The organism is Leptospira tipperaryensis (genome assembly GCF_001729245.1).
GTDB lineage: Bacteria > Spirochaetota > Leptospiria > Leptospirales > Leptospiraceae > Leptospira > Leptospira tipperaryensis.
Genome location: NZ_CP015217.1, coordinates 778,327 through 797,500, shown reverse-complemented (window position 1 = coordinate 797,500; position 19,174 = coordinate 778,327). Strand labels below are relative to the sequence as shown.

General features: G+C 42.0%; 10 protein-coding genes (1 of these 10 cut by a window edge). 6 read left to right on the top strand and 4 right to left on the bottom strand.

Translation table 11 applies throughout. The features are described 5' to 3' along the window. The 3 genes from A0128_RS03820 to A0128_RS03810 all read right to left on the bottom strand — a co-directional run. Positions 1-1,837 carry the start of a DUF4132 domain-containing protein gene (locus A0128_RS03820; RefSeq protein ID WP_162274091.1) on the bottom strand. It extends 2,171 nt beyond the left edge of the window, so the window shows 1,837 of its 4,008 coding nt (coding positions 1-1,837); the start codon lies at positions 1,835-1,837; its stop codon lies off the left edge, out of view. A 512-nt stretch (positions 1,838-2,349) separates the two neighbouring features. Next, positions 2,350-3,249, bottom strand: coding sequence for a DMT family transporter (locus A0128_RS03815; protein WP_069606307.1), 900 nt, complete (start codon positions 3,247-3,249; stop codon positions 2,350-2,352). Beyond that, positions 3,249-4,775 carry a M14 family zinc carboxypeptidase gene (locus A0128_RS03810; protein WP_069606306.1) on the bottom strand — a complete coding sequence of 509 codons (1,527 nt, stop codon included), beginning with the start codon at positions 4,773-4,775 and terminating at the stop codon, positions 3,249-3,251. Before A0128_RS03810 ends, A0128_RS03815 begins: the two co-directional genes overlap by 1 nt. Positions 4,776-5,039: 264 nt before the next feature. Here A0128_RS03810 and A0128_RS03805 point away from each other — a divergent pair, with 264 nt between their 5' ends. The 3 genes from A0128_RS03805 to A0128_RS03795 are packed head-to-tail and all read left to right on the top strand — an operon-like array spanning position 5,040 to position 8,613. Next, a complete protein-coding gene (locus A0128_RS03805) occupies positions 5,040-5,921 on the top strand; it encodes a formylglycine-generating enzyme family protein (RefSeq protein WP_069609093.1) in 882 nt (293 codons plus the stop codon). A gap of 4 nt (positions 5,922-5,925) precedes the next feature. Further along, positions 5,926-7,020, top strand: a complete 1,095-nt coding sequence (locus A0128_RS03800; RefSeq protein ID WP_069606305.1) for an LIC_10091 family lipoprotein — start codon at positions 5,926-5,928, stop codon at positions 7,018-7,020. Positions 7,021-7,026: 6 nt separating this feature from the next. Beyond that, complete coding sequence (locus tag A0128_RS03795; protein ID WP_069606304.1) at positions 7,027-8,613, top strand: hypothetical protein; 1,587 nt, start codon at positions 7,027-7,029, stop codon at positions 8,611-8,613. Between the two features lie 119 nt (positions 8,614-8,732). On the opposite strand, the gene A0128_RS03790 is transcribed toward A0128_RS03795, so the two are convergent. Next, positions 8,733-10,109, bottom strand: coding sequence for a hypothetical protein (locus A0128_RS03790; protein ID WP_069606303.1), 1,377 nt, complete (start codon positions 10,107-10,109; stop codon positions 8,733-8,735). A 702-nt stretch (positions 10,110-10,811) separates the two neighbouring features. Between A0128_RS03790 and A0128_RS03775 the strand changes: the two genes are divergently transcribed. The 3 genes from A0128_RS03775 (at position 10,812) to A0128_RS03765 (ending at position 19,141) form a co-directional block, all read left to right on the top strand. After that, positions 10,812-11,735, top strand: coding sequence for a hypothetical protein (locus A0128_RS03775; protein ID WP_069609092.1), 924 nt, complete (start codon positions 10,812-10,814; stop codon positions 11,733-11,735). 60 nt (positions 11,736-11,795) lie between these two features. After that, entirely contained in the window at positions 11,796-13,865 is a 2,070-nt protein-coding gene (locus A0128_RS03770; RefSeq protein ID WP_069606300.1) for an NAD(P)-binding protein, read from the top strand. Between the two features lie 65 nt (positions 13,866-13,930). Beyond that, complete coding sequence (locus A0128_RS03765) at positions 13,931-19,141, top strand: trifunctional serine/threonine-protein kinase/ATP-binding protein/SpoIIE family protein phosphatase (RefSeq protein WP_069606299.1); 5,211 nt, start codon at positions 13,931-13,933, stop codon at positions 19,139-19,141. Positions 19,142-19,174: the final 33 nt, after the last annotated feature.

Genomic DNA, 19,174 nt, shown 5'->3' with positions numbered 1-19,174 from the left:
CGTAGCGAATTCGAGCGAGCTCGGCTCTACAAGAAACACAATCAATATTTTGAATATGATCGTTTAGGATGGGTTCGATCGTCGCCGGAGACGCCTTACAAAGAATTTCGATCGTCTTGTAAGGAACATGTTTTTTACCGTCGTTTCCGTCGTATTCTTTGATTCCGGTGATTTTAGGAATGTGGTTACGGATCTTCTCCAATCCTTCCTTAACAAAAAGTTCTACGAACTGAGTAGGCAAGCCGGCTTCTACGAAGTCGTTTAACAATATTTCCAAGTTTGTAAGAAGAAATTTTCCGAACGAAGTGACCTTTTTGTCCGAAGTGAGGGCCATTTCGCTGATCTCGTGTTTTCTTTCTACGAGGATCTTTGTTTCGTCGACTCCGTATTCTTTGAGTGTTTGAAGAATATCAGAAAAAAGTGTTTCGTCCTCGGGATGACCCAAGACTTCCTTTTTCATCCATCGATAAAAGGATTCAAAAAAACCGTCTTTGTTCTTTTTAAAGGACCAAGCTCCTTGCGTGACGTAGGAAAGAATTCTAAAATCTACGGTGGTCCATTTTCGATAAGAAGTCAAAACGCTCGGAAGATCTTGAAAGTAGTACTGATCTTCGTTGATCGCCTTTGGAATTTCGTTCGTTTCTCCGGAAAGAAAACTCTGAAGTGCGGCGAGTTTCTTTTTCGTATCTTCTTTGTATGCCTTGTCCTTAACGGCTCGATAGAATTTTTCCAGAGCGCCCTTGTGTTGTTCCAGGCTTTGTTTTAGTTCGAGCGGGTCCGCGACTGGAACTTTCTCTTGTTTTTGGGCCGGCGACGGATTTAAAAAATTTCGGATCGACTCGATCCCTCCGTAGACGATCTCTTCCGGGATATTTTCGACCTGATTGCCTTCGATATCAAACCGAGTAAGATTTAGTAAATTACAGAATTCTAATGGTATCTGTTTCAGAGGGGAATAGATTATCTCCAGGGTTTCCAGATTCTCCAGTTCGAAAATACATTTCGGAATCTCCGTAAACTTGTTAAAGTTCAAATCCAAGTCGGTTAAGTTTTTAAGTTTGCCGATCGCCGCCGGAAGGTCCGAAAGTAAATTGGAGTTCAAAGATAATTCGGTCAGCTGTGTGAGTTCTCCGATGGAATCGGGAATTCCTATGGCGCTTCTACCCTTCTTTTGGTCGGAACGATCATTTTCGCGATTGTAACTCACCCAGAGGGTTTCCAGAGATTTCAGAGAACCGATACTCTTCGGTAGTTCTATTATATTTTCATTGTGTTGTATATTCAATCGTTTCAGATTGGAAAGTTTTCCAAGAGACTCGGGCAAAAATTCGATCGCGGTTCTTTCCACGCTCAACCAAGTTAGATTTTTCAATTCTCCTAGAGATTCCGGTATCGATTTTAAAGATTTGCTTTCCTTGATTTCCAGATGATCCAGATTCTTAAAATTTCCGATGCTCTCGGAGATGGAAGATACATTTTGTAGTTCCAGATGTTTTAGCCAATCCAAGGCGCAGACTTCTTCCAAGAGTTCGGCGGAACCTTGGACGTTGATACTCAATCGTTCGCTCTTTTGTTTTCTTGCGTCCTCTACTAACTTCAGATCAAATACGTTTACGTTCCGAATGGGAATCGAAACTTCTTCAAAACCTTCTTTCAGTTTAGCGGCGATCTGACGTTCCACTTCTTTTTGACAAAGTTCTTCCGAAGCAAACGTTTCGGTATTTGATTTCGCTTCTCCATAACGTTGTCCTTGACGATAGGTAATGGACTTTGTGTTAGAATCGATGGACCAGAATTTTTCCGACTTTCCTTTTTGAAAAATAAAGTTACGTGTCATTGAAGTAAGATTCCCGTATTCAAAATGTTTTATTTCCCTCCTCGCGAGACACAAAGGAGATGGATTACAAAATGACAACAAATTGCATTTATCTTTTTGCGATGAGATCGAAAGAATCAAGGCCTCGAAACAAAAAATAAGAGTACAATCGATCGCAAGTTTAGAAAGAAGTTTTCTTTCGTTTCAATCTCCTTATGACGCTGGGTTCAAGGAGACAACAAAGTAATTTCGGATTCGGCGCAAAGAATAGATTCCCTTTTTAAAGGAAAAGCGAATTGTATCGCCTGTCATTTTGGAGATAATATTGCGGACGACGGGTTTCATAATATCGGAATCAAATCGAAGGAGAAAGATCCGGGCCGTTTTAAACTCGTTCCTATCAAAGTTATGAAAAGAGTTTTCCAAACTACAGCCTTGAGAGACGTTACTCTTACCGGACCGTATATGCACGATGGATGTTCAGTCTATGAAAGTAAAATCTTTGATGGAGAAGTTTATCGTCTAAATTCTCTTCATTTTCCTTCTCGATCCTTTCCGGTCAACTCCGCCAAAATCAAACCGGCAAATACAAACGAACATCCAAGAATTCGGATCGGACCGGAAGTTTCACCTAACAAAAAATAGGCGAACAAAGTGGAAAACACCGGTTCCAGAGAAAAGATAATTCCCACTCGAGTCGGAGAAACGTATCTCTGGAATTTTGTTTGTAAGAATGTGGTCAGCACCGACGCCAAAAGAGCGTTGTATAACACACCGGGGATCAGTCGAGCGTTCAGATCCAGCTTTAATTCTTCCAGGCCCGTAAAATGTAAAACGATTACGGAAACAAAAGCAAAAAGACCGGCGATCGCCGACTGATAAAAAACGGAAACCCCGATCGGAGTCTGCGAACTCACACGATCCATTTGTATTATATATAGAGAAAAGAAAAGAGCACCGCCTAACGTAATCCAATCCCCGCTCGCGATCTGCAAGGAACCTTCCTTTCCGGATTCTCCCAAAAAAATAAGACAAATCCCGGCAAAGACTACCGCAGCTCCGAAAAGATTTCCAGCGGATGGGATTTTTCTTTTTAAAACCGCTTCCAAAAACGGAGTAATGACGACTAACGTTCCGATTAAAAAGGAGGATTTGGTGGCGGTTGTCGTCTTGAGTCCGACCGTTTCGCAAGCAAATCCGAGAAATAAAAACATTCCCAGAAAAAACGCTCCTGGATACCAGAGTTTTCCATTTCTAAATTCTTTCCAGGCGAAGGGTAAAAAGATCAGACTCGCGATCGCAAAACGCAAAGCCAAAAAGACCGAAGGAGAAGTGTCCCTCAATCCGAAAATCGTCATCGTAAAGGTTCCACCCCAAATCAAGGTACAGAACACAAGGGCCGCCTCGTTTAAAAACTTACCGGAACGCAGCATTAGATTCTATTTTTCTTAAGTAGAATTTTAAACGGTTCCCAGTTTCTGCTTGGGCGGATTTGAAACTCGTAAGGCTCGTAACCTTCTTTTGAAATTCTTATCTTAGTTTCCTTTCGGTCAGGAAACAACTGAAAGAAAAGTCCGTTTTGGCGATTGGAAGATCTGCTTTCTTCCTGAAAGTATTTCATTCTTTCCACTTCGATCTTAGCTTCGAGAGGAGTTCCTTGTTCGTCCGTGATTTTTAAAAAGATCTTTCTTCCCTCTACGACTTCGTTTAACAAAATGTTCCAGGATTCTTTTAGACTTAGATTCACCTTTTCAACTTCCTTATAAACAGGATTGAGGTGGGTCGTCTCCAAAAGATAAGCGAGGGTTCCGTACGCAAAGTATAGATAATCCTGATCCACACCGTCGATCGGGTAGATATTTTTTCTTGCTTCAAATTCTTTTTCAGGATTCAAACTCGCAACCGAAGACGCGATCTTTCTCCCCAATTCGGAAGCCATGTCCGGTTCCGGATTGTTCAACGAATCGATCGAATAAGGGATCAACAGACAATTTGCATATGCGTGATAGCTAATGGACGCTACGAATCGTTCCTTTTGTGCGAGATCCATCATCGCTTTTGTTTCGGGCTCCGATCCGGCGGAAGGACCTCGATAAAAATAATTCGAGGGATTAGAAGACGAATAACCTCCTCCCGTTTTGCCCCAGAAAAAAGGATAATTACGATTGATATCGACTCCGGGATTGATCTTATCGTTTACGGGACCGAATCCGGGATGTCCGTTCTTTCTTCCCATCAGATTGGAAACGTGCCAAAAATGTCTGGCCCCGTCGGGGTTTACGATGGGAACCACCCAGATCTTCATCTTATTTAGAATTTCCTCATATTCTTTCGGCTTGGAAAGAATGGAGTAAACGATATCGTAACAGTGTTCGATCGCGATCGCTTCGTTGGCGTGGTGAGCGCAGTTAAAAAGTACGGAAACCTTGTCCTTGTCGGGAACGCTCGAATCGGTCAGAAGCAAGGCCGGGATTTCCCTTCCCCTCGCACTTTTACCGATCACTTCCACACGCGCTAGTTTAGAATGGTGGTTGGCGATTCCGAGTAAATAATGAATATTTAATATATTGTCCTTATAACCTTTTTTGAGATCCTCAAGTCCGCCGAAGGTTTCGCTGATCAATTCCTGATAATTTCCGGAATAGTATTTGAAAGGAAAATTTTGTTTGATCACTGTGATCCCTTGACTTGGGAACCCCGTTTTTTCAATATCCTCTTTGCTCATCACGGAGTAATAAGCGTCCGATTCTTGATAACTGATCCTATATTTTCTTTTGGTTCTTTCTTTAAATTCTCCCAACCGACCCGGTTCGATTTTGACAAGGAGCATCTTTCTTGTATCGTTTAAGGGAGAATTCGGAATCTTCTTCCGAAAAAAACCCGCGCAAGAAACGAGTAAAAGCAAACCCAAACAGAGGATAAGGAAGGCGCGGATCAAAAGAGCAATTTGCGATTTCATTCGTTTCTAAGACTGGAACTACTTTGTTCCTATCCGCTTTAGAATCCAGATATTTTTTCCCTCGATACAAAAGCATCCATCGATAAACAACGGATGCTTTCACTGGGAACGACTCCCCCATCAACAAGAGTGTCTTGCCTAAGCTGCGACGAAGACGCGTATCGAAGGGAATTTTCTCTTGATTTGTCCGTTTCCTTTTCCAGTCTATCCTCAACCCAAAGGATTCTTTGTAAGTTAAGAATCTTTTGGGACAGGAACCCTTCAATGAAATCGAAAATTCAGAACGTTCTTCTTTGGGTCGTTATCGTTTCGGCCGTTTGTGTGGAATGCAACTGCAAACTTCTTGCGGATTCTTCCGCTTGCGGTGGTCAAGAAATTCCCGGAATGAAATGTATCCCTTCCGGAGAATTCATACGCGGAAGCAATTTATACGACGCGGATGAAAAGCCCGAAGAGAAAGTTTACGTAAGCGACTTCTACATGGATATCTATGAAGTCACAAACGAAGAATTCGACAAATGCAAAAGCGCGGGCAAATGCCAAGAATGTCTTAAAACAGGAAAGTGCAACTATATCGGACCACGTTATGGTAAACCGTATTTAGGACCCAAACAACCCGCTGCGGGAATCAGCTGGTACACCGCGAAAGAATTTTGCGAATGGTCGGGCAAACGCCTTCCAACCGAAGCCGAATGGGAAAAGGCGGCGCGCGGTCCTAACGGAAATCTCTATCCTTGGGGAAACGAGCCTGCGACTTGCGAAAAAGCAATCATTGAAGTGGGAGATATCAAGGGATGTGTCGCCAAAAAAACGGAGAAACCTCATCTGATGCCGACCGCAAACGTGGGAACAAGAGCCCCCGGAGTCTACGGACTTTACGATATGGCGGGGAACTCTTGGGAATGGACCCAGGATTGGTATTCTCCTTCGTTCAAAGCCTGCGGAGACGCTTGCAGGGGAAAGGATCCGAAAGGTCCTTGTGCGGGAAAAGAATCCTGTTCGGGTTTTACGAAGAAGGTTTTGAAAAGCGGATCTTGGTGGTGGCCCGCCAACTACGCGAGAGGTTCCAAAAGAAGAGCTCATATCCCAGAAAATTTTCCGGAATACCATCACTTTGGATTCCGTTGTGCCAAGGACGCAAACTAATAGCATGTTCAACAATTCTAAATTAGAAATTTATTTTATTCTTACGTTTCTCGCTTTCGGATTCTCTTTCTGTTCCGGTTCCGAAAAAGTTAAAGAAAACCGTTCACTCAGCGAAGAAAGCCTCGTTTCCAAAATCGGAATTCTGAGAGAAACTCCGCAAGAAGTTCTCGTTCCCACCAAATGGGACGTAGGCGATACAACGGTTTCAAACGAAGACAGACTGGATCTTCTCATTCCTCACGTTCAAAACGTAGGTAACGCCTATGTTGGAGTCGGTTCCGAACAAAATCTTACGATCGCAGCGTGGGCAAAGTCGGATTTTATCTATTTGATGGACTTCACTCAAATCGTAGTTCACGCAAATGAGATCACGATTCTTTTCTTAAAAAAAGGCGAGAAAAAAGAAGATTTTATCCGCTATTGGGGAAAGGAAGGAGAAAAGGACGCGCTTGAGTTGATCCAAACTTCCCTTCCCAATCCCGAAGTTTATAAGAAGGTCTACAAACAAGCTTCTCCTTTTATTCGGAAACGTCACCGAACCAATCTGATGCTTTCTAAAAAATACAACTACAAGATGTTTCAGACCGACGATGAACAATATTCTTATATTCGAAAGTTAGCGATCGAGGACAGAATTTTTCCATTAAAAGGAAATCTGCTCGGTAACACAACTTTGCTCGGTATCGGAAACACTCTGAAAAAAGTGGGACACAAAGTCGGGATCATCTATTTCAGCAACGCGGAAGAATACTTTGCTTATCCGCAAGAATTTAAGAATTCGCTTATCAATCTTCCCGTGGAAGAAAAGTCTTTGGTTGTAAGAACGATTTCGGTTCGAAGAGATTTGTTTCCTTGGTCGCCCGGTTCTGAAATTTCCACGGACCGAGGATTTCACTACTGCGTTCAGAAAATTTCCAATTTTCAGAAATGGCTCGCGAGCAACAAACCGGGACTTCGTTCCCTGCAAGTGATGGTGGAAGGTGGAACCGTAGATAAGAAAAACGGAATTACCGTCGTGGACAGGGAACCCGTAATCGCTCTCCCTCCGACAACGGCGCCTAAAACACAACCTACATCCAACACATCCGCTCCTCAGTAAAACCGAATGGGTTGGAAATTCAGAAAGGAAATCGTACTCGTTGCGATTTCCTTTTTTGTTTTTCTAACTTCGCTTAACAATCAACCGCAAATTTCAAGTCTCGTCTTTAACGCGGACACTCTTTATCCCGCAATCTTCTACCAGGATCTTATCACAGACGAAAACCCTTTTTTTGGCTGGAGCGTTACGCCCTCGCCGTATTTTTTTCCCGATATCGCGGTCTTTTTTCCAATTAAACTTTTGCTTAAAGACGGGGTGGAAAGTCTTTATCTTATTTTCTTTTTACAGGCGTTGGCCCTTTTGGCCGCCCTCTTGTTTTTTGTCCGTTCCGGGGCAAACTCGGAATCAAACAAAGAACTCATAACAAAAATTACATTTTTAGTATATTCCATCTTTCTGTTTTCCTTTTCGTTTCAGTCCTATTTTTTTCCCGTCTTCGGTTTCGTATCGCACGGATATGCCTTGGTCTTCGCTTTGTTTTCCTCGGGCCTCCTGTTTTCCAAAGAAGAATGGAAAAATAAAATCCTCTTTTGGCTTTTATTGGGTTTTCTTCAGATCGTATTGATCGTATCCGATCCCTTGTATTTATTCTACTTTCCACTTCCCTATTTACTTCTTTTGGGATGGAAATGGAAAAAGACAAAAAAAAAGGACGATCGAAATTCTTTTATCTTTTTACTCCTTGCCGGCGGAATCGGCGCCTATTGTTACAAAATTCTAACCAAATCGGATTGGATTTTTATTCCCACAGGTTATTACAAGGGAGAATTCTCCTGGAACTTTTTTTCTCCGTTGTGGAGAACTTTCCAAAATCAAATCGCAAATACTCCTTATTCATTCGGAGCTTTGATCTTTTTTTATCTTTCGATTTGGATCATCCTCAAGTTTTCTAAAAAGAAAATAAAAAGCGAAGACGGGCTGCACTCACATTCTCTCCTTCTGATCGCGAGCGTTCTTGTTTCTTCTTTTGGAATTTTAATTTCAGGAACGATCTCCGGAGTTTTTCAGAAGGAAGGAATTACGATCCGTTATCTGCTACCTCTTCTTTTCTTTTGGATTCCGCTTGTTAGCATCGGACTTTTCCGCTGGTCTTTTTTTTATCCGGAACGAGTCTTTCGTTCTTTGAGTTTTCTTTTTATACTCATGATCGGATGTTCCTTGTATTGGGGCGATTTACGACCGAGGTTCTATCAGGATTCCTTGGCATCTTGTCTGGATAAAAATCAAAAACTTTACTCTCTCTCGAGAGGTCTTTCTAACTTTTGGGATTCCAGAAAAATCCGAATTTTTTCTCAAACCAATTTACGCGCCGATAATTATTTGGAAGACCTTCATCCCGAATACTGGCAGAATTCTTGGAGCTGGTATACAAAGACCCCCGAGAAAGAATACAATTTTGCAATCCTCCCCGGCTTGAACGAAACAATCCTAAAGCAAGAATTCGGCGAACCGAACTTTCGCGTTCCATGCGAGAAACATGAAATTCTAATATGGAATTCGGATTCAAAAGAGAGATTCATTCGATTCCGGAAAAAGAAAATCGAAGAGATCGAATTGTGGCACAGACTTACGGGGAGAAAATCTTTACCGTAAGGATGATTCTTAAATAGATTTTCTATTTTTAACTGATTCGTATTTTCTAAACTCAAAAAAATAGAACGGCCAAAACGAAGACTCCGTCTTAGCCGTTCCGCAAGTGTAGGATTCTTAGATTAATCCAAGTCCTTCGCTACAACACGAACGTTTGAAACATTGCTTGTGGTGCCGCCGCAACTCGAATATGCAAAAAACAACGCGTTCGTTCCCCGGTCATAGGTAATTCCAGTATCAGCCGGTGGAAAAAAAGGAATACACGCGGTTTTGTTTCCGGCTTCCGAAAGGATATCGCCCAAGGTAGTCCAACGAGAAATCAGAAACCCACTGAGAGTTTTTACCATCGGCCGCAAGTGTGTGACGTTAACGCAGCCGACAAATAGTTTATTTGTGATCGTATCAAACGTCATATCCGTACACACGTTATCCTCGCTGGATAAATTTCCAATAAATGGATCCACAAAATCGACCCAAGTATTTCCGCTCAGAATTCGAACGGTGGACTGAATCCTTCCTCCTTCGGAAGCGGTTGTCATTCGGGTAAACAACAAGTGCGGAATTCCATTGTTATCGATTTCCAAATCAGGATGCGCGTAGTATTTAAAATTTGGAATCGAAGGTTCGCTCATAATTACATGAGAGACCGAAATCGCATTTCCTTCCTGCATCCAAAGAGAAAAAGGTGGCATTCCCATGATTTGAATTCGTGATAAGCGAAATACTTGAATCGCGGATAATGAGCCGTTGTCCGTAGCGACGACTACTCGAATCTCGTTTCCACGCTTATACGCGAGTCGAATATGGGCGATAGTCCCCGGGCCGGAAAAACCGGGTTGAGCTACGACTTCCCAAGCCCCGCTCGTCAAAGGACCGCTACTATGTTCTCGCCTAACAACTGTTACTCTTCCTCCTTGGGTTTGATCCGGATACGCGAAATAATCGTGAGTTTCGGTTGAAATCATATCGGTATTGCTCTTTTCATTCGGATAAGCGAAAGCAGGCTCGATCTGGGGAACAAGCGTTGTAACAGCGCCTAAGGTCTGAAAATTACTACAGGGTGCGTCAAAACATCCTAAGATAGAATTGGTTAAGCTGGTTCCGCCTATCTCATAGTTGTATTCTTCCAAATCGGCGTAACCCGTAAAAGAAAAACCTCGGTTTGTAAAGCCCGCATTTCCTATAGTGGTCCAAGTATCAAGCGAAGAGGAAAAAGATCCTCCTCCATTGTAATGGGAAAGTTTTTTAACTCGAATCGGTAGAAGATTTGTATTTCTTGTAGTACTCGCTTCTACGTAAGCGAGCGCCACGTTTCCTATCATTGAAGAATCGGAATTCGTATTTTGAATCGTAATCAACCGAATATTCGTACCAAGTTCCGTATTTCCGATGGGAACCCTCGGCAGCAAAAAACTTCCTGATTCCCGCCAATTTTCCGCAAAGACCGATTGAGAAAACAGTAAAAACAACATCACAATCACTCTGACGAAATGTTTCATTTCATTCACCTCTTCGTTTTATTTTGTTAGGTTCTCAAGATTACGAATAGAATTTCGTTTTTGAGACCATCGCACTAAAAACAAAGAAGATTCTAAAATTAGCGTCGGATTTGCTATTTCCCGATGTTCATTTATAGATCAATCAATTTGTGAAATTATTTCCATTTAATAATTTTATTCTTCTATAATATACTCTTTTTAATAAAAAATAAATCAATAAATCGTAATCGCACTCGAACAAATAAAAATATTAATAATAAAATATATTTTATTTATTTAATATTTTAAATAGATTTATATAGATAAAATCAAATAAGATTCTTAAAAAGAATCGAATCAATATCGGATGTCGAAAGAATTTTTCATTTTTATCGGATCCGATAAACCCCAAAGAATAGGAATCTTTTATAGAAGGAATGAAATTTTTCCTAACGCAAATAACGACCGAAATCTTTTTCTCCACAATTTGAATTCCCGACAATGAATCCGAAAAAATCCAAAAGTTTTGTTCTTTTTTTATGGAGCTCTAAGTTTACCTCAAAAATTCCATTCGAACCGTTGTATGCCCAAAATTTTGGAAACCTTTTTCAAAAACGCCCAAGGAAACAAGAAACAAAAGAACCATCATTTTTTCGTAATTTTCTTATTTACAATAATCTAAGTTTCTAAGAAACCATGAACCCGATCAAAACAGGAGCATTCATGGCAAACTACGTTGTACGCGGTGGAGAACAAGAATTACCCCCGCCCTACCAGATGAAACAGGTAGAATTTTATTCTTTTTGCATAGAAGGAAATCAGAATGCGATTCAAGCGATTGTGGATCGGGACTTAAACGGTCCTGCGAACGGTTCTGCACACTATTCGGCGTTTACCGATAAATTATTTCTCGTATTTGCCAAACAACAATATCTGGTTCCGGGTAACGATTGCGGTTGGGTGGAAGAGACGGACGTCGGCTTTTGGATTCCGCTCTTTGCAAAAGATCCTCTCAGAATTCGTTTTTATCAACCCTATCTTTTTGTGGACATTCCTACCGCGATGGCAACGGGAAGAGAAATCTACGGCTTCCATAAAATTCACGGCGATTTTCAAATGCCTTCTCTTCAAGTTCCTCCCGAATACTTTTCCGTAGATGCGATCACTCCTCGTGGAAAAGATAGACAAGCCATCTCTCAAAGAATGTTCACTCTTACTTGTCCTCCCGGCGGATCGAAAACGAAAGAATCCTATGACGATTTTTCAAAGATAGGTAGCAAGTTTGCGGAAATTCTTTTTGGAGATCCTTCAAAGATCGCAATCCCGGGAATGGGACTCGTAGTCAATCTTCTGGATTTCCTATTCTCACCCGAATTGGGAATGGTCTTTTTAAAACAATTCAGAGACGCGGCTAATCCGACTTTGGCGTGTTACCAGGCAATCGTAGAAGCGAGCAGCAACGTAACTCATTTCCGTAAAGGCGGACTTTTGGAAGGCAATTACGTCTTAGATCTTCTGGATAATCCGTATTTTCCTTTTGTTCAGGATTTTGGTCTCAAAGGAAACTCGGTTCCGGTTCAATTCGGAATCTGGTGCGATTTTGATTTTGATTTCTCTCCGGGGAAAATCATCCACCAAAATACATAAAGGTTTAAGAATATTCTTAAATTAATATATAAAAATTTTTAAAATGAGTTAGGTAGAAAGATGGCGGGCAAAAAAGAAAAAGTAGTTATTTTAGGCGGAGGTTTGAGTTCGTTGGTTACGGCCTACGAAATCACTTCTCAACCTGATTGGGAACAAAAATACGATCTTACTTTATATCACATGGGTTGGAGACTCGGCGGAAAAGGCGCGAGCGGGAGAAATCAACAAATCTACAATCGGATCGAAGAACACGGTCTTCACATTTGGTTTGGCTTTTACGATAACGCGTTTCAACTCATTCGGAAATGTTATCAGGAAGTCGGCAGATCTCTCACTCAACCCTTAGCGACCTGGGAAGAAGCATTCAAACCCGCGAACTACTTCGTCTTGGAAGAAAAAGTAAACGAAGGTTACGTTCCTTGGCCCATTGAATTTCCGATGAACAATCAAATTCCCGGAGACAGTCTCGATCTTCCGGATCCGGCTAACTATCCGGGTCTCATCTTGAACTACCTGCACAAATATTACAACGACAACGCGGATACGATCTTCCCGGAAAAAGAGGATGAAAATCAAAGCGGAATCTGGAATCAAATCTTAGAATGGATCGAAGGAACCGTCGAAACAATCGGTCTCGACCTGATCGGCAATACTCTCTTCGTTTTAAAAACTCTTCTGAACAAACTCAGTTCCGATTTTCCGAAAGATCGATTTCTAAAGATCGTCGACCTTTTTGCAAAGACGCTCTGGAAGAAAGTTGAAAAACAAATAGAATCCAACACGGACGCGAGACGTTTTTGGATCATGGTCGATTTTTCCCTCACTAACATCAAAGGAATGATCGAGGATCGGCTTTTTGAAAAGGGCTTTGAAAGTATCGACGACTACGACTATAGAGAATGGTTGAGACATCACGGAGCGAGCGAACTCACGATCAATTCCGCAATCGTTCAAGCGATCTACGGTCTCGTTTTTGGAGGAGTCAATCAATACACTTTCGCCGCGGGAACCGCTCTCAAGGGCGCGCTTCGTATGGTCTTTACATACAAGGGCGCAGTCGCTTACAGAATGCAAGCGGGAATGGGAGATACGATCATGACTCCGCTTTACGAAATTCTAAAACAAAGAGGAGTTAAGATCAAATTCTTTCATAGGGTTCGAGAACTCATCCCCGGATCTGCTGATGGAAAGGAAAATATCCAGAGTATAAGAATCGGAAGACAGGTGACTTTAAAAACGGAAGAGTATTCTCCTCTCATCGACGTCAAAGGTCTTGGTTGCTGGCCTTCGGAACCTCTCTATGATCAAATCGTAGAAGGAGAAATATTAAAGAAAGAGCATGTAGATCTGGAGGATTATTGGTCCGACTGGAAAGATAGAGAAGAGATCGTCTTAGAATACGGAAAAGATTATGATCGAATCGTCTTCGGAATTTCGATCGGGGCTATTCCATTCTTATGTCCTCAAATTCTAAGCTCCAATCAGCAATGGAGACAAATGACGGAAACGATCGAGACTTGTTTGACCGATGCGTTTCAACTCTGGATGTTTCCGGACACTGCCGGTTTGGGATGGAAGTATTGGAAGAACGAACCTCCGATATTGGGTTCTTTTGTAGAGCCTTTCGATACTTGGTGCGACATGAGCCATCTCATCAATCGAGAATCTTGGCCGGACTCCATGACTCCGAATCACATCGCGTATTTTTGCGGACCGTCCCCTCCGGGAACGGCGCCGAGCAATCCTCTTGCCAACCCTGACATCGAGGCTGAGATGAAAAAGTTAAGAGAAAGAGTTGCAAGTTTCCTAAACCAAGACGTTAGCGCTCTTTGGCCTTCCTCGAGCGTTCAAGGAGCAAGATCCGGATTCAATTGGAATCTTCTTCTGGATAAGCAGGAAAAGAGCGGAGTTACGAGAATCGAAGGCCAGTTTGTCCGTTTAAACATTCAGCCCACGGAAAGATATGTGTTATCGGCGAAAGGATCCACAAAATACAGACTTCCCGCAGGAATGAACGGTTATTCTAATCTTGTCATCACGGGAGATTGGATACAAAATCCGGTCTTAAACGCAGGTTGTGTGGAAAGCACCGTTGTGAGCGGAATCGAAGCGGCGAAATGTTTCCTCTGATTTTCTAAAATCAATTTTTTTCTTTTTGATTTTAATCCTAGGGAGAATATCACAGTTCTTCCAGGATGGAACTCCCCGGCTTTGAAACCTTCGAATCCTTTTCCATTGATCATCAGTTTCTGATATACAGATCTCTGGATCAAAGATCGGGGAAGCACGTTCTTCTCAAAATCCTTCGTCAAAAAAATCCTTCGCGCAAAGATATTCAGAAGATCCATCACGATTTTAGAATTTCTAGTTTTGCTAAAGGTCCGAGAATCCAGAACTCCCTGGAATTAATCCGACACGAAGATCTTCCGGTCCTTGTCATCGAAGACAACGGATCCGTCCCACTCTCCAGAATGTTTCCAAATGGTGTTAATTCTGTAGAGAAATTCTTTGAGCTTGCCATGAGTATTTCCTTAGCTCTCAAAGAAATTCATGATAAGAGAATTTTGCACCAAGCCCTGCGTCCGGGGAACATCTGGGTTCAACCCGAAACCGGAGTTGCAAGAATCACCGATTTTTCATCTTCAACATTTTCCGGTAAAGACACGTCACCCTCCATTACTCCCGACTTATCCGTGGAAATCCTTTCTTATCTTCCTCCTGAGTTGACGGGAAGACTTTCACGCGTATTGGATCTTCGTACCGATTTTTATTCTCTGGGAATCATATTCTACCAGATGATCACCGGAATGTTGCCGTTTGTTTCCAAAGATAGAAATGAAATTCTCCACGCTCATCTCGCTCGAAGACCCGTTTTAGTTCACACTCTTCGAGACGACCTTCCAGTCTCCATTTCGCTTATCATTGCAAAACTTTTAGAAAAAGATCCTGAACAACGTTATGCGTCTATCAATGGATTGATCTACGATTTAGAACTTTCTCAGAAAGAATATGAGGATAAAAACAACGAGTCGGTTTTTATTCCGGGAACTAGGGACGTTCCGGAATTAAGTTTCGACCCCTCGGCGTTGTATGGAAGGGATCGAGAAAAGGCAGTTTTAGAATCTTCATTGGATCGAGTTTTCCGCGGAGAAACCGGATTGGTTTTGATCACCGGAGATTCCGGTTCCGGAAAGTCCGCGTTGGCGAAATCCTTTCTGAAAAGTATCTCGGAAAGAGGCGGAATCGTAGTTCAGGGGAAATTCGATCAGTATGAAACATCGGTTCCCTTTGGAGGATTGATTCATTCTCTTCGAGATCTCGTTTCCATCTTTTTATCCAAACCGGAAAAGGATATCAAAGAGTTTAAAAAATTAATTCAACAATACACCGGGGCCAACGGAAAAATTCTCTTAAATCAAATTCCGGAATTGGAATTTATCATCGGTCCTCAACCGGAATTGGCGGAATTACCTCCGGATGAAAATAGAAACCGATTCTACTTTACGCTTCGAAACTTTATCCGGGCTATTTCCGAAATGAGTCGGCCCCTCGTTCTTTATATGGACGATCTTCAGTGGGCGGATCCCGCGAGTTTAAAACTTATCGAAACCTTTTTGATCTATTCGAAAATTAAGAATTTCTTATGTATTCTTTCGTATCGTCCCGAAGCCACCGAAAGAAATAACGCGTTTTCTAAGATCTTAGAATCTATAGAAAGTAATAAGGTTCAGAAGAGTCTTATCACGGTCAATCCATTGAACGAGGAAAGTATCCATCGTCTTTTGCAGGATTTGGCTCCGGGTCCGGCCGACGAGATTCAAATCGTATCTTCTATTCTACACAAAAAAACTCTGGGAAATCCGTTCGCTATCGTTCAATTACTCCGAGCTTCCGAAAAGACAAACTCGATTTCGTATCAATTTGAAACAAAACTCTGGAAGTGGGACACCCAAAAAGCCCTTCAGCTTCCGGTTGCGGATAACGTGATCGATCTTTTATGCCAGAGAATCAGAGACCTTTCACCGGGAGTTCAGGAACTTCTCGGAGTCTGTTCGTGTCTTGGAGAAAGGTTTACTTCAGGGTTCATTTCTAAATTACATTTCTTTGATACTGGAAAACTCAATCAAATTCTCTGGGAAGCCGTAAGAGAAGGACTTTTAGCTCCTTCTCACGACCAGGATCATTCTCTTTTTGAGGAAAACATCTCCGCAGAACAGGCGTTTGGTTTTTCTCACGACCGGGTTCAACAGGCAGCATACAGTCTCTTGGAAGAACCGAAACGAAAAGAATTTCACAAAAAAGTGGGAATCGCGCTTCTAAATCTACACGGACCCAATCCTAAAAATCGGGTGCTCTTTCAAATTACGAATCACCTCAATCAATCGCAAGAAATCATAGAAGAAGACGTTCTAAGAAAAAAACTCACTCTTTTGAATTACAAAGCCGGCTTACAAGCAAAAAGTTCCGGCTCTTACGAAAGTTCTCTCCAATATCTAAATTCGGCCTTGGAATCGTTGGATCAAGAAGCGATGATCAACGATTTAGAGCTGTATTCGAACGTGATCCTGGAAACGGCAGAAACGGAATACCTTTTGAATAACTACGAAAGGACGATGCAACTTTTAGAATCATTAGAAAATTTGAATCTTCCGGATCTTCAATACATCCGGGCCGACGCGATTCAAGTAAGACTTTATTCCAAAATGAACAAGGTGGAGAATGCAGTCCTCGCAGGACTTCGAGCGATGAAACGCTTTAAGATCAATATTCCGTCGTCTCCGCTTCGGGTAACGATGGTTCTATTTAAGGAACTCATTCTTTCCATGATCCTATCCAAAGGTAAAACCGATATCGAACTCGTAAACGTTCCCGAAAACGGAGAACCCGAATATCAGGCCTTGATCGATCTTTTTGCGGATTTAGGACCGTCTGCGTTTACTTATAACCAAAACCTTTTCGCTTTGATCGTATTAAAAATGTTTAATACTTCTTTGACAAAGGGAGTTTCCAGAAGTAGTCCTATCGCCTACAGCGGTTACGGAATGATCGTAAATCAGGCTCTCAAGGATTTGGATCAAGCGATTCGATATTCGAAGCTCGCAATGGACTTAAACGACAAAATCCCTTTTGATTTGGTAAAATGGAAGGTCCAGTATGTTTATTCGGCTTATCTCTGCCACTGGAAAAGGCATATCACCTTGGACATCAGCCTTCTCGACGACGTGCACAATGGGGCCTTACAAAACGGGGATATCTTTTACGCCGGCTTCAGTATGCAGGCAAAAACCCAGAAAAAAATATTTGCTTCGTTCCCGATCGAAGAATTGTTAAACGACATTGTAAGCGCTGATCAATATTTTACGGCTTCCAGAGACAACTTTGCGTTTACGATCGCAAAAAGTTCTCATCAATTTATAAAGGCTCTTGCGGGAAAAACTCAGTCTCCCGAATCTCTTGACGATGAAAATTTTCACAGTCAGGAATTTGAAAAGGGAATCTTAGCGGATAAGAACTTTACCGCGCTCGCTTACTTCTACCACGACCTCACGAAATTATATTACTTTTCCGGAAACTTCAAAAAGGCCCTGGAGACCGGACAAGAAGGCGAGAAATTAATTCAAAACGCGTTCGGGTTGATTCCTTATGCCGAGTTTTGGTTTTATTACGGACTTACAATTTTAGAAAACTATAAGGACTTTTCTTTTTCCAATCGAACTCGCTTTAATAAAAAGTTAAAACAGATCTTTGCACTTTTTGAAAATTGGAGCAAAGATTGTCCCGAAAATTTTATGGGGCACTTGGAACTCTTACGAGCGGAAAGAGATAGAAACAAAGGAAATGTCGGAGAAACAATTTCGGGTTACGAAAGAGCGATCAAACTTTTTCAAGAATCCGGTTTTCTCTCCTTTCAGGCGCTTTCCTGCGAAATCGCCGCGAAATTCCATTATAAAAACGGAAACTTTTCATTAGGAAATCATTACATTCAACACGCAATCGATTTGTATTCCCGGTGGGGCGCTGCTAAAAAAGTAGAGGATCTCGAAAATCGTTTTTCAAGCAGACTCGATCTTTCTCTTTCTCCGGAAGCAATCGGAAGAAAAATCCAAAATCAGACACCTGACCTCGATCAAGAAATCATATTAAAAACATATAATTTACTTTCCGGAGAGATCGTCCTGGACAATCTCCTTAAAAAACTCATCCAAATAGCGATGGAAACCGCAGGTGCTACACGAGCGATCTACTTTCACCTACACAATAAAAATCTAATGGTCTATCTTGCCGGGCAAAGTGGGGAAAACGGGATCGTCGTCGAAAATCTTCCCGAACTCGAAGAGACTCAATATCCGGTCTCTTATCTCAACTATGTTTTTAGAACCGGAAAAATGATTTCCACGAACGGTTTCGATTCTTCTTCGATCAAAGATTTTACGGATCAATATATCAAAGAAAAAAGGCCTCAATCGGTAATTTGTATTCCGTTAGTTCACGCGGGAGGCCTAAAAGGAGTTCTTTATCTCGAGAATCAACTCGTAAAAGGGATCTTCACCGAAAACAGAATTCAGACCTTGGAACTCATAGCAGGACAAGCCGCGATCTCGATCGAAAACGCAAATCTCTACGCAGAGTTGGAAGAAAAGGTGGTAGAAAGAACTTCCGAACTCAACAATACGATTAAATTAATACAAAAGGACTTACTCTACGCACAGAAAATTCAGGACCGGATTCTTCCTAAGCCGGAAACGACGTTAGGCGGAATTTATATACTCACGAAATACATTCCTATGAACGAGGTCGGCGGAGACATTTACGACTACGCCGAAATTTCCCCGGGTAAGATAAGAATTTTTCTCGCGGATGCAACCGGTCACGGGGTACAGGCTGCGTTAGTCACCATGTTAATCAAATCCGAATATGAAAGCCTAAAGTATTTGGATCTTCCTCCGGGAGAAGTTATCTCGGAACTGAATAAAGAAATCATCGCAAAATACAGCGCGATCAAATCCTTTTTTAGTTGTCTCATCGCGGACGTGGATACGGGCGAAGGAACCCTTTCTTATTCCGCAGCGGGACATCCCGATCAATTCTGTCTCGCGGGAAGCACCGTTACCCGACTTTCCAGGAGCGGTCCGATCATCGGAATTTCGGAGAAAGTAAAATATCAATCTCAGTTCTTAGAAATTTCAAAGGGCGACAAAATGTTTTTCTTTTCGGACGGAATCGTAGAAGAGTTCAACGCCTTCGAGGAAGAATTCGGAGAAGAGCGTCTGCTCGATTCGATACTCAAGGAATCCTCCAAATCGATTCCGGATCTCGTAAGATCCATATTCAGCGACTTGGAAACCTTTCTTTCCGGACAAAAGACGCAAGACGATATCACTTTCCTTTCCGTCGAAGTTTTATAAACTTAACAACTTCTTAACCTCGTTTTCTCCTCC

Bases quoted from the DNA above. Each gene is read 5' to 3' on its own strand.
- A0128_RS03815 (WP_069606307.1), bottom strand. From the start codon at position 3,249: ATGCTGCGTTCCGGTAAGTTTTTAAACGAGGCGGCCCTTGTGTTCTGT.
- A0128_RS03810 (WP_069606306.1), bottom strand. From the start codon at position 4,775: ATGAAATCGCAAATTGCTCTTTTGATCCGCGCCTTCCTTATCCTCTGT.
- A0128_RS03805 (WP_069609093.1), top strand. From the start codon at position 5,040: ATGAAATCGAAAATTCAGAACGTTCTTCTTTGGGTCGTTATCGTTTCG.
- A0128_RS03800 (WP_069606305.1), top strand. From the start codon at position 5,926: ATGTTCAACAATTCTAAATTAGAAATTTATTTTATTCTTACGTTTCTC.
- A0128_RS03795 (WP_069606304.1), top strand. From the start codon at position 7,027: ATGGGTTGGAAATTCAGAAAGGAAATCGTACTCGTTGCGATTTCCTTT.
- A0128_RS03790 (WP_069606303.1), bottom strand. From the start codon at position 10,109: ATGAAACATTTCGTCAGAGTGATTGTGATGTTGTTTTTACTGTTTTCT.
- A0128_RS03775 (WP_069609092.1), top strand. From the start codon at position 10,812: ATGGCAAACTACGTTGTACGCGGTGGAGAACAAGAATTACCCCCGCCC.
- A0128_RS03770 (WP_069606300.1), top strand. From the start codon at position 11,796: ATGGCGGGCAAAAAAGAAAAAGTAGTTATTTTAGGCGGAGGTTTGAGT.
- A0128_RS03765 (WP_069606299.1), top strand. From the start codon at position 13,931: ATGGAACTCCCCGGCTTTGAAACCTTCGAATCCTTTTCCATTGATCAT.